The organism is Nostoc sp. C110, assembly GCF_043099725.1.
Taxonomy (GTDB): domain Bacteria; phylum Cyanobacteriota; class Cyanobacteriia; order Cyanobacteriales; family Nostocaceae; genus Nostoc; species Nostoc muscorum_A.
In genome coordinates, this window is sequence record NZ_CP171142.1 from 265,858 (window position 1) to 278,810 (window position 12,953).

A 12,953-nucleotide genomic window follows, 5' to 3' on the forward strand; every position below is an offset into this window, starting at 1 on the left:
GTTCATAAAATTAAGCATTCCAAAATAAGACTTGAATGAACCCAAGTGCAAAGTATTATTAATTAGAATAAGTAAAAGACAACTTAACTTTAAACTAAGCGGTATTAGGGAGCATTTTTAAACGTTTAGAAGCAGCAGCAAAAATATGTTTGAAAGGACTTGAACTAGTAATCGCAATTAAAATGCGACGTGTGCTTACAGTAATCAAAGCTCCTAGCTTCAATAACTTGGTGCGAATAGTCCCAACTTGAGCATTTTGCAATTCGGTTTTAGTTAAACATTTTTGGCGCAAAGCATTCATCAAAACGTAAGCTATAGAAGAGAACCATAAACGTAACTGATTTCCCACAAATGTATGAGTGCTAGTCCGATCACTAAAAAGTTCTAATTGTTGCTCCTTAAACCGATTTTCCACCTCCCCACGTTTACAGTATTTTTGTGTGTAAAGTTGAGCAGGAGGTACTTTTTTACTAGTCAAGGAAGTCACAACAAAACGAATATTAGTTCCTTTTGCTCCATATTCAGATTTAGAAACAACACGACGGCTACGGCTCCAAGATTCACGAGTTTGGTAGCCAGATCGGATAGGAATTCTGGACGCTTGCGTTGCAATCCTTGGGAGAGAATTTCTTGCCAGATAGTAAATTGTTGGGAAATTGGAAATGTTGCAGACTGAGGAATAAGGTTGTTTAAAGCCTGAGCACGATCGGATTCAGACTGAATGGCTTGTGCAGCACTGAGGGCTTCTTTGTATGCTTCTGGAAAGTGTGCCGCTAATGCACTCAGAGTCCTAGCACGATCGGATTCAGACTGAATGGCTTGTGCAGCACTGAGGGCTTCTTTGTATGCTTCTGGAAAGTGTGCCGCTAATGCACTCAGAGTCCTAGCACGATCGGATTCAGACTGAATGGCTTGTGCAGCACTGAGGGCTTCTTTGTATGCTTCTGGAAAGTGTGCCGCTAATGCACTCAGAGTCCTAGCACGATCGGATTCAGACTGAACGGCTTGTGCAGTACTGAGGGCTTCTTTGTATGCTTCTGGAAAGTGTGTCGCTAATGCAATTAGAGCATCAGCACGATAGAATTCATCGTGAATGGCTTGTGAGACACTGAGGGCTTCTTTGTATAATTCTTGGGGTAAATGTGCTGCTAACGCACTCAGAACCCTAGCACGAAAACGTCCATCCTGACTGGCTTGTGCAGCACTGAGGGCTTCTTTGTATAATTCTTGAGGTAAGTGTGCCGCTAACGGAATCAGAACCTGAGCACGATAGGATTCATCGTGAATGGCTTGTGCAGCACTGAGGGCTTCTTTGTATGCTTCTGGAAAGTGTGCCGCTAATGCACTCAGAGTCTCAGCACGGTAGTCAGACTGAATGGCTTGTACAGCACTAAGGGCTTCTTTGTATAATTCCTGGGGTAAGTGTGCTGCTAACGCACTCAGAACCTGAGCACGAAAGGGTTCATACTGAATGGTTTGTGCAGCACTGAGGGCTTCTTTGTATGCTTCTGGAAAATGTGCCGCTAATGCAATCAAAGCATAAGCACGAGAGGATTCATCCTGAATGGCTTGTGCGGCACTGAGGGCTTCTTTGTATGCTTTTGGAAAGTTTGCCGCTAATGCAATCAAAGCATAAGCACGATAGTTAGACTGAATGGCTTGTGCGACACTGAGGGCTTCTTTGTATAATCCCTGGGGTAAGTGTGCCGCTAATGCAGTCAGAACGCTAGTACGATAGGATTCATCCTGAATGGCTTGTGCGACACTGAGGGCTTCTTTGTATAATTCCTCTGGTAAGTGTGCCGCTAATGCACTCAGAGTCTCACTACGAAAGTGTTCATCCTGAATGGCTTGTGCGGCACTGAGGGCTTCTTTGTATAATTCCTCTGGTAAGTGTGCCGCTAACGCAATCAAAGCATAAGCACGAGAGGATTCATTCTGAATGGCTTGTGCGGTACTGAGGGCTTCTTTGTATAATTCCTCTGGTAAGTGTGCCGCTAATGTAATCAAAGCATCAGCACGATCGGATTCAGACTGAATAGCTTGTGCGGTACTGAGGGCTTCTTTGTATAATTCCTCTGGTAAGTGTGCCGCTAATGCAGTCAGAACGCTAGTACGATAGGATTCATCCTGAATGGCTTGTGTGGCACTGAGGGCTTCTTTGTATGCTTCTGGAAAGTTTGCCGCTAATGTAATCAAAGCATCAGCATGAGAGGATTCAGACTGAATGGCTTGTGCGGCACTGAGGACTTCTTTGTATAATTCCTCTGGTAAGTGTGCTGCTAATGCAGTCAGAACGCTAGCACGATAGTATTCAGACTGAATGGCTTGTGCAGCACTGAGGGCTTCTTTGTATAATTCCTGGGGTAAGTGTGCCGCTAATGCAATTAGAGCCTCAGCACGATAGTATTCATCCTGAATGGCTTGTGCAGCACTGAGGGCTTCTTCGTATGCTTCTGGAAAGTGTGCCGCTAATGCAGTCAGAACGCCAGCACGATAGTATTCATCCTGAATGGCTTGTGCAGCACTGAGGGCTTCTTCGTATGCTTCTGGAAAGTTTGCTGCTAATGCAGTCAGAACATCAGTACGATAGGATTCGTGCTGAATGGCTTGTGCGGTACTGAGGGCTTCTTTGTATAATTCCTGGGGTAAGTGTGCCGCTAATGCAATTAGAGCCTTAGCACGATAGGGTTCAGACTGCATGGCTTGTGCAGCACTGAGGGCTTCTTTGTATGCTTCTGGAAAGTGTGTCGCTAATGCAATTAGAGCATCAGCACGATTGTATACAGACTGAATGGCTTGTGCCGCACTGAGGGCTTCTTTGTATGCTCCTGGAAAGTGTGCCGCTAATGCAATTAGAGCCTTAACACGATCGGATTCAGACTGAATAGCTTGTGCGGCACTGAGGGCTTCTTTGTATAATTCCTGGGGTAAGTGTGCCGCTAATGCAATTAGAGCCTCAGCACGATCGTATTCATACTGAATCGCTTGTGCAGCACTGAGGGCTTCTTCGTATGCTTCTGGAAAGTGTGCCGCTAATGCAATTAGAGCCTTAGCACGATCGTATTCATACTGAATCGCTTGTGCCGCGCTGAGGGCTTCTTTGTATAATTCTTGGGGTAAGTTTGCCGCTAATGCAATTAGAGTCTTAGCACGAGACGATTCAGACTGAATGGCTTGTGCCGCACTGAGGGCTTCTTTATATAATTCCTGGGGTAAGTTTGCCGCTAATGCAATTAGAGCCTTAGCACGAGACGATTCAGACTGAATGGCTTGTGCCGCACTGAGGGCTTCTTCGTATGCTTCTGGAAAGTTTGCCGCTAATGCAGTCAGAACATCAGCACGAGAGGACTCATGCTGACTGGCTTGTGCCGCACTGAGGGCTTCTTTGTATAATTCCTGTGGAAAATTTGCCGCTAATGCAATCAGAACATCAGCACGAGAGGGTCCATACTGAATGGCTTGGGCGGCACTTAGCACTTCGCGCCAAATTTTTGCTTGCTGCTCCTCTGGCAGATACTCGATCAAGATTTCTAAATTTTTTGCTCGTTTAGCTAGATCTGGAATTCGTCGCGCATAGGCTAAACCTTTCTCTGGACTCCAGCCATAGGGCAACCCAACTTTAACCAATCCTTCTAACAACTCAGTCGGAATATCCGATAGGGAGTTTAACGAAGAAAGTATTAGAGCATAGAGACACTGCTTTTCTATCACCTGCGGCAACATTGCTTCTGTCCAGTTTTGCTCTGCCAACTCCCATGCCAAAGTGACATCTGCCAAAAAACCAGCCGTGTCTCCTACTTCATCCTTCACCTTAAACCAGGCATTCTTGCCATCTTTCTCTAGGCTCAACAGTGTATGGAGTTCCGCTACCCGATCGCCCTTCACCAAATGTTGAGCCAGGTGGTTTCCTCCATAGCCGTCTTCTACAATTCTGCTGAGATCAACTTCTTCCCAAGACCGTGCTCCTGCTCGAAAATAGTTAACGATACATCCATTCTGGGCAATTGAATCTACATAACAATAGTCATAGATCGTTTGTGTTTCGGGCGAAGTGAAAAACTCTGGCAAGGTACTGTGATACAAACGGTAACGATTCTCCAGCTTATCTAGAAATTGGCGAAGACGGTCAACTGCTGCTACAAGATGTTGCCAATCTCCAGGAATATCACCGAACCTCTGAATTTGCTCTATCGTGAGTGGTTCACGAGCAACGGAGAGGATACCTAAGATTGGTTGGTAGATCTCTGACCAAACCTCCAACAAGTACTTCTTCCCGGTCTGAGGATCAGTTACTCTAATCGCTTGTTCATCAACAGCCTCCTTAATTTTCGTAAGGAAGAAGGCATATAGATCTTGTAAATCATTTGGCAATTGGGACAAATCTAGCGCTGCTTTAAGCAGATCCGGGTACTGCTGTCGAATTGCCTCATCCACTGCACGACCGAGCGCCCCTAGATAGCCAAAGTTGCCGTTTGCCTTTGTAACTGCCTGACGGGTAAACGCATCTGAGTCCTGATGCATTTCGACCAAAGTTTGATTCACTTCTGGCGTTTCAATCAGAAAACGGGTATAGAGAGTCAAATCCTTCTCTACATCTGGGTCCTCCTCCGCGATTGATATTTCCTGAATCCTACCCTGCTGACTTCCTCGAAACGCTCTGAGTAAGTCATCGTCGGGACGGCAGGTCAACACAAACCGCAGATTGGCAGGCAATTCTGGGCAGTTTGTCAGCCATTTGAGTAATGACAGTTCGCTGTCTTGATAACGCAATTCATCCAAGGCATCTACCAGCACCACGATCTGCCTCTGTGGATGATCCACTGCCTCTTGCACTTGCTTCAGCATGGCTTTGGCTGGGTCAAATAAAGCCATGAACTGAAGGTTTTCTACCGGTAAATCACGCTCAGTGGTATAAAACTCGCCAATGCGAACTCCTGTAACGTTGGTCTCTTTACTGTGCGTTACCTGCTGCTGAATCTGAATGACCTTCTCATAAAAGGGAGATGCAAACATCTTGCTAATCTCAGCACCCACAATCTCACTGTTAGTCGCTGTGCCAATGCGCTGCTCTACCACGATCTTAATTTGTTCTTGCTTAAACAAATCAGGATAAATCGCTGCTAGTTGAAACCCCACCTGCAACAAGAAAGAGTAACTTCCCACATCACCTAGAGGAGTGCGCTGATCGCGACGGATAAAATAGCGGCACCAATCGGGATGCTGATTTGCCAACCACGCCATGAACGCAGATTTACCTGCTCCAGGTTCGGCAGTCAGCAACACAAACCGACAATCTGGATCAGCCAATCTAGCTTCAACCTGTCGCTTCAGCCAGTCACGTTCGACAAAGCGAGGATTCAGTTCCTTATCCACATAGGAGCAAATCAAATCTAGGTTGAACAAATCATTCTGGGTTGAAGACTGAACAGGCATGGCTTGAGATTCCGTAATGTTTGTAATTAAAACTTCAAACTGACGATCGCACTTTTCCCTACTCCTGGCTCCCCAGTTAGAATGAAGAACCGTTCATTGCTCTGTTGCAACCATCGGTCAATTTCCTTGAAAATCCACTCCCGACCTGTAAAGCCTTCAGTGAGTCGTTCAATATCACGCTCAAAGGTGATCGCTTTTAATTGGGTTGCAACAGTTTCAGTCATCGTTTTTGGCTACATGATGGTTGTGGTTATTTTAGAAAGGGCGATTGCCCTCATAGCATCCCTGAAGCAGCATACGCTTTCTAGGAGAAAGTTTGGTTACAAACAGGTTGGTCTTCAATGGGTCAGGTATTTACAGCCATTTATTAACCTTGGAATTTCAACTGAGAGTGTGCTAACCAGACAAGAGTCAATGCAATAAATGCAGGAAGTGTTTGAAGTACAAGAGTTGTCCATCGTAAGGTCAATGCACCAAAAACACCAGCAATTATGACACACACCAGAAAAAAGATACGGATTCCCAAAGAATTGCTTTTAGCAAAAGCTCCCCAAATTAAGCCAGCCGCAATAAAGCTGTTATAAAGACCTGCATTTTGTGCAATTGGAGCAACTTTAGTAGCTATCTCGGCAGTGAAATCAAGCCTTTGGTAAACTGATGGATTCTGCCAAAGAAATATTTCCACTATTGAGATAGCAATGTGTATAGCCGCAACAAGTATAATACTAATAATAGCCGAAGTTAGCATTTTGAAATGTCTCCTTACTTCTTACAATTTTATTTTTACTTCGATATGTAAATCTCAACACAAGTTTTTTAAAGCGTTTTTCATAAATTTTAGTATCAACAATCAGAATTGTATTCTCCACACTATCTATTTTCTTTAAATATTTTTTGGTTTCTACGAATGTTATTGATTCCAACTGGCAGTTTTTTAAAAAGAGGATCTGCTAATATAGCTTCAGTTTTAGAGAAAATTATAAGTGTTTATACGCTTATGATATTATGATAAAATTATATTTATTTATAATTAGTATAAGATATAAGCTTAGAATTTAATCTAACAAATTACTTACTAACATAGAGATATAGATATAGCAAAAAATTATCAAAGATGTATCAATAGTTAATATATCCTGTCAATGACGAGCAGTTTTCTGAAATTTTCCTGGATTATTTAAGTGTATTTACTGTGGTGTTAAGCAAAATATTAAGCAACAGTAAAATTACTATCTTTTTATTATGATATTCTATACTATACATTAATTCACAGGTGGTGATTTACACAAAAAAACTCTAGCGATCGCATACCGCTAAATCACATAAGTTGGCTGCTGTCCCCGACATCAAGCCGCTACTAAAGCGCAAGTTAATAACCGAACACATATTAAAAAGCTTGAAGGGGGCTAAAAACAATGGCAAAAGTACAAATGCGTGATATTGTCGTTATTCTGCCTGGGATTACAGGTAGTGTTCCTCAGGAAAATGGCAAAGAAGTGTGGGTAGTATCAGGACATCCAACTACACGAGATATTGATGGAAATTCAAACTCTTCAATATGAAAATGAGAATACAGATATTTCGGATTATTTTGTGACAAGCTCTAGAGGAAAAATCAGACAAGTTTTTTGGTGTTGCACCTAAAAAATAAAGTTTGATACTAAAAATAAACAAAGCACTATTAATGTAATGTGGATAAAAATTTCATAACGCAAAAAGAAAAGAAGTACATGACTGATAAAAAATATGTTGACTTTAACCTTCAATTACAAAGACTCAATGCAGACACGAACAAATTTGAGGTAGCAGTCCTCCCATCTTCTGAAATAGAAGGAACTCGTGAACCGACCTCAGTTTCGTATGACTTTGATGAATTTCATTATGACCTCAAAGATTTAGAAGACAAAAAGATTAATTTAGGAGATTTGATTGGCTTAGGCAAAAAGCTTGCAGACCGATTATTACCTGTGGGCAAAGTACGCGAACTTTTTCAGCAAGCGATTAGCAAAGCTGGTTCAGATGATGGTGTCAGGTTACGTCTTTGGATTCGTGGGCATAAGTTGGCGCAGATTCCCTGGGAGTATAGCTATCTCTCCTTGCAAACTTCTCAGGATGATGGTGAGGATCGAAACAACTTTTTAGTATTGAATCCCAAGGTTTCTCTGGTTCGTCATGAAAGTTTAGAAGGAGAGTATCCTTCTCTGCAAGCTAAGACACCAAATCAACTGGGTTTGGTGATGGCATTTGCTAACGTGCAAGACCAGAAGTATCGTCCACTCAAGTTAGAAAAAGAAAAAAAAGGGATTGAGGAAGCTTTACAGGAATTTGAAGGAAAGAGTGTCAAACTTGATTGGGAAGCATCAGAAAACTCAACATTTGAGAGCTTGCGTTCAGTTCTCCAGAAGAAAAAGCCGGACATATTTCACTTTGCAGGACATGGAGATTTTATTGAGTTTGACGAAGGGAAAGGAGTAGGCAGTATAGTTCTACTCGAAAACTTGGAAACTAAGGCTTCTAAACTTTTACCAGCTGATGCCTTAGCCAGAGAATTATCTGCGGCAGGTGTTCGAGTTGCAATTTTAGGTGCTTGTAGAACGGGGCGAAGAGATGGTGTTTCAGCATGGACAGGTGTAGCACCAGCCCTGATCAAAATGGGGATTCCTGTTGTGGTGGCTATGCAATATGAGGTGAAAGATGGTGCTGCTATTGCATTTAGCAAGTGGTTTTACACCTCCTTAGTCAATGGCCTTTCGATTGACGAGGCTGTTGCAGTAGCTCGAAGAGCCATGCTTGATGCGTCAAAGGATGAGGACAATTTGGAGTGGGGTGTTCCTGTTGTATATATGCGCTCAAGAGATAGTATTCTGATTCTTCCAGTAGAAGGACAGCTACCATCGGAAACCGCTAATGGACTGAAGCTTATTGCTAAGGCTGATGTTAAAACCATTCGTGGTGGTGTATTTACAGTCATGTCAGTTGGTCAGATCACACAAGCAAGTGTAGCTGATGCTTTGTTTAAAGCGGATATTGTCGAGAACGCTAACGTTACAGTGATGCGAATTGATAATGTCTTACAGTGATGCGAATTGATAATGTCTGATTCACTAAACTACTAGAGATAAGTACTTATGCAAAGCTCAACTACATATCAAGAACTTTCTAATTCTTACAGTTCCCAAATCCGCAATCTGTTTCTAGCTCCAGAAAATGTTGGTATTGGAGAAGAAATGCGCTCAGGTTCTGCCGTTCCTTTACAAACTTTAGTCGAAAGAGCCGAAGCATTGGCTGAAACTTCGCAGCAACTTGGGGAATCAACCACTACCTATTTGTCTGACGAAACAGCCTCTACATCTCAACAAGAAGCTGCTGAAATGAAACTTCTGGCACAAGCGATCGCAGAGCTAGAAACTGCTCAAGCTCTTTTAGAATCTGCTGAGGATGCGAAACGAGATATTAAGAGAGGTAAAATCCCTGTAGGTTCAGATGAGCCATCGCGGGGAGTGAAGATAAATCCTCGTGTACAGGCATCCATTGAGAATTCTGCAATCATTGTGGAGACTCCAATAGAAGCTGGAGTACCGCTATTCTCATCAGATGATAGTAAACGCTCAGGACTACCCTCTGACTTGACTGGGGCGAAAACTACGCTGCAACGTACCGTTGAATCTAGCCTTAGGGCTATTTGTAAAGATACTAGCAGGGTTGCTTGGCGAGCTATCAACGACCTTTTGCTAATGGATGCTGCTGCAATGCGACAGGGACTTGCCTTTGTTAGCAAAGATGCAGCTCAACTAATAGATCAAATGGTGGAAGGAGCAGGTAGCTTTATTCTGCGTCTTGTGAAAACTGCTATCCGACTTTTAGGACAGGCATACAATTGGGTACGAGCAATTTTGGGACAGGAGATTGAAGCAGAAGGACGTAAGCAAGTTGGGGGATGGTTGGATGAGCTAAAGCAGGATGGTTCTGAGGAAGGCTTGTTTGGAAAATTAGTACCTCAAATTTATAAAACTGCTGTAATTCAAACTGAGTTGCAAGGCTTGTTAGAATCTACTCAAGCTGATATTACTCAAATAAATCAGGCAACTGAAGTTGTAGATTCTTTAGCAAAGCGCCATCAAGCTAAGGCAAAGCAAGTAGAACAGCTACTGATAGTCTTGGCTTTCATAAAGAAAATTCCTGCATTAAAGACACCCCAAGGCACAGTTATCATAGCTGCCGTAACTACAGGCATAACTTGCTATATTTTGTATTTAGGTAATGACCATATTAAAAATGGTCAAATTGTGCTGAATGAGCATTTCAGCTTCAGAATTCCTGATCGTGTTGTAGGTGTACGCGAGACAGTTGAAAAAGCACTGGGAATAGTGCTACTTCCTACTAGTAATACAACCCCTGGTTGAGAAAGATCTGTAAAAAATAGACTATTGAAAACCCGCCTGTTTGAGATCAAACTTTCTCTTAAAAACCTATGCTCTTGATCGCTGGTTGAAGGAGTCTGAGGAACGATTCGTCATTTTGACGGAAGAACTGGGGGTGGGGAAAAGTGTGATCGCCTCTTGTCTTGCCTGACTAATACGAAACTTTCTAACTGAAACCAATCATGCCATTTCTCAACCCCAAATTAGGAATCGACTTCTCACACTATATTGCCGATCGCACTCTCAACTTCACTGGACGAGAGTGGGTATTTCGAGCAATTCATGAATGGTTATCTGACCCTGATGCTTCACGTTACTTCTTATTGACTGGAGAACCAGGAAGTGGCAAAACGTCTATTGCTGCTCGTCTTGCTCAACTCTCTCAAAACGAAGAATCTCTTCATCCAAATTTACACACTGGATTTCTGAGTGCAGTGCATTTCTGCTCCGCTCTTGATGGATCATCCTTCGATTCCAGAAGTTTTGCAGATAAAATAGCACGACAACTGACTAGTCGCTATAAAGAGTATGCTAATGTCCTGATTAACTCTGGTCAAAAGATTTTTAATATTGATATCAACCAACAGATAGCAAAATCCCAAAACAGTACCATTCAGGGTATCGTCATTGAGAATCTCAACCTTACAGGAGTGTCAGCACAAGAAGCATTTAGTCTGGCAGTTTTAGAACCGTTGCATACCCTCTACCGTACTTCATTTAATCAAAAAATTATTGTTCTTGTAGATAGTCTAGATGAAGCTTTAGCATATAGTGGCGAAAAAAATATTCTCAATCTTATCTCCGAACTGCAAGACTTGCCGAAACAGGTAAGGTTTATTTGTACAACTAGGCCAACTCGTTTAGTTCTGGGTCGTTTAGAACCACTGAAACCATTTATATATTCTTTGATAAAAGATTCACAAAGTAATAAAGATGATATTCATCAGTACATCACTAATCGAATTAAAAATGAAGGGATAAAGGAGCAACTAGATACTGCTAATCAGAAATCTGAGGATATTATTAACCGTTTGAGCCAAATTGTTGATGGTATTTTCTTGGTTGCGAAACAGATTTGTGATGAAATCAGAGACAATAAACTCTCATTAGGCAATTTATCAGATGCACTAAAAAGTCTTGATGAAATCCATCAAGGTTTTCTGCTACGACTCAAGCAAAATCAAGAGGAATGGGACAAATATTACCAACCTATGCTTGGTCTGCTGAGTATAGTACAGGAGCCGATTACTGAGGATCAATTATCAGACTTTCTTTCAATTGACAGAGATTTACGCATCCGTCCTGATAGGCTAGGAAGATATTTAGGGACTTTACTTCAATATCTAAACACTAAAAGAAATGAGAAAGGAGAAGAGATTTATAGACTGTACCATGAGGCTTTACGTGAGTATCTTCTTGATAAAAAACGCAATCGAGATTCATGGGTCGATGAAAAAGGATTTAATGAGTTAGTTGTTCACTTTTATCAGATAAGCACGAAGGCATGGAAAGAATTGGATGTGCAAAAAATTGATAGATATGGTTTACGTCACTTAATCAGGCATCTGGTGAAAATTACTCGCTGGGATGACCTTTTGTGCTTGCTATCTCAACAGACATATGATGGTCAAAATGCTTGGTTTAACGCTAAAAAGCAAATTGGTGAGACAGGAAGTTTCTTAGATGATGTCGATCTGCTCATTCAAAGCTCTTCCAAAGATTTATCTTTGGAAGAGTTTAGGGCTCTCACATCTATTGATGCATTTGATTACCAAGTTGAATTAATAATCAAGTTAGCTTCTCGTTATCCAAATAGTCTCTTGCCAGAAGCTTTAAACATTGCCATTGGATCTACAAATGATCACAACAGAATACGGCTATTAACAGCTCTAGTAGACAAATTTCCTCCAGACCTGCTGCCAAAAGCTTTGGAGGTGGCTCTAGCGATCCAAGATGCACTCCCTCGTGCTAAAGCTCTAACCGCATTAGCGGACAAATTACCTGAATTACTTCCCCTAGCCTTGAAAGCAGTTCAAGCTATTCAGAACGATTATGACCGTGCACAAGCCCTAACTGCAATAGCAGATAAACTTACCCCAGAACTGTTACCCCTAGCTATGGAGACAGTTCAAACTATTTCATACGAGTCTTATCGTGCCAAAGCTTTAATAGCAATGGCTGACAAACTTCCCCAAGAACTGTTATCCCTAGCTATGGAAATGGCTATATATGCGGTTCAACAGATTGAGTTTGAATCTTCTCGTGCGGAGATCCTAACAAACCTAGTTAATAAATTCCCCTCATATCTGTTGCCTCAAGCCCTATCGACGGCTCAAGCTTTTCAGGATGAATATTACCGTGTTCAAGCTTTGCTGGCAATTGCTGATAAACTCCCGGAAGTTCTACCTATAGCTATGGAAGCAGTTCAAGCTATTCAGGATGAATATTACCGTGTTCAAGCTTTGCTAGCAATCGCTGATAAACTCCCGGAAGTTCTACCTATAGCTATGGAAGCAGTTCAAGCTATTCAGGATGAATATTACCGTGTTCAAGCTTTGCTGGCAATTGCTAATAAATTCCCGGAAGTTCTACCTATAGCTATGGAAGCGGTTCAAGCTATTCAAAATGAATATTACCGTGTCCAAGCACTAATCTCTATAGCTGCACACTTGCCAGAGAACCTGACAGAAAGCATTAAGCAGCAATTTTTTAATATTACTGAAGCAATTCAAGATGATTCTTACAAAGCTACAGTAAAAGCTGCGCTTGCCTCTTCGGTTCCAGGGATTATAGAAGCGGTGAAATTGGATGATATCTGAAACTATCTCAACTCAATTAGAAGCGATCGCCTTCCCCAACCTCCAACAACTGACAGAAAGCTTCACAGGTCGATCGCATATCCTCACTGACATAAACTACTGGCTTCAGCAGACCAGCGGTTCTTCATTTTGACTGGGGAACCGGGAGTGGGGAAAAGTGCGATCGCTGCTTACCTGACTCAAACCCGCAAAGATATTGTTGCCGAATGGCACTAAGAAAAGCTCTAAGCTATGCGGAGTAGGAGCTACAGATTTAATACCCAATGCCACATTTTCT

8 protein-coding genes and 1 pseudogene are annotated in these 12,953 nt (G+C 42.2%); 5 read left to right on the forward strand and 4 right to left on the reverse strand.

The features are described from left to right. Window positions 1-94: 94 nt before the first annotated feature. The 4 genes and pseudogenes from ACFFRD_RS04155 to ACFFRD_RS04170 form a co-directional block, all read right to left on the reverse strand. Window positions 95-574, reverse strand: a pseudogene (locus tag ACFFRD_RS04155) (transposase); the annotation flags it as partial. Then, a complete protein-coding gene (locus ACFFRD_RS04160; protein ID WP_392476492.1) occupies window positions 484-5,436 on the reverse strand; it encodes a hypothetical protein in 4,953 nt (1,650 codons plus the stop codon). The gene ACFFRD_RS04160 and the pseudogene ACFFRD_RS04155, both read right to left, overlap by 91 nt. Window positions 5,437-5,462: 26 nt before the next feature. Beyond that, complete coding sequence (locus tag ACFFRD_RS04165; RefSeq protein ID WP_392476494.1) at window positions 5,463-5,660, reverse strand: hypothetical protein; 198 nt, start codon at window positions 5,658-5,660, stop codon at window positions 5,463-5,465. Window positions 5,661-5,803: 143 nt separating this feature from the next. Then, window positions 5,804-6,184, reverse strand: a complete 381-nt coding sequence (locus ACFFRD_RS04170; RefSeq protein ID WP_392476496.1) for a DUF1304 domain-containing protein — start codon at window positions 6,182-6,184, stop codon at window positions 5,804-5,806. A gap of 682 nt (window positions 6,185-6,866) precedes the next feature. On the opposite strand from ACFFRD_RS04170, the gene ACFFRD_RS04175 reads away from it, so the two are divergent. From ACFFRD_RS04175 to ACFFRD_RS04195, 5 genes are all read left to right on the forward strand, one after another. Next, window positions 6,867-6,998, forward strand: coding sequence for a hypothetical protein (locus ACFFRD_RS04175; protein WP_392476498.1), 132 nt, complete (start codon window positions 6,867-6,869; stop codon window positions 6,996-6,998). A 168-nt stretch (window positions 6,999-7,166) separates the two neighbouring features. Then, complete coding sequence (locus ACFFRD_RS04180; RefSeq protein WP_392476500.1) at window positions 7,167-8,516, forward strand: CHAT domain-containing protein; 1,350 nt, start codon at window positions 7,167-7,169, stop codon at window positions 8,514-8,516. A 48-nt stretch (window positions 8,517-8,564) separates the two neighbouring features. Then, the gene (locus ACFFRD_RS04185) at window positions 8,565-9,839 is read left to right on the forward strand and encodes a hypothetical protein (protein ID WP_392476502.1); all 1,275 of its coding nucleotides are present in this window, start codon (window positions 8,565-8,567) and stop codon (window positions 9,837-9,839) included. A 200-nt stretch (window positions 9,840-10,039) separates the two neighbouring features. Beyond that, window positions 10,040-12,676, forward strand: coding sequence for a hypothetical protein (locus ACFFRD_RS04190; protein ID WP_392476504.1), 2,637 nt, complete (start codon window positions 10,040-10,042; stop codon window positions 12,674-12,676). After that, window positions 12,666-12,809: a hypothetical protein gene (locus ACFFRD_RS04195; protein WP_392476505.1), complete on the forward strand. Its 144-nt coding sequence runs from the start codon at window positions 12,666-12,668 to the stop codon at window positions 12,807-12,809. Before ACFFRD_RS04190 ends, ACFFRD_RS04195 begins: the two co-directional genes overlap by 11 nt. The last annotated feature ends 144 nt before the right edge of the window (window positions 12,810-12,953 follow it).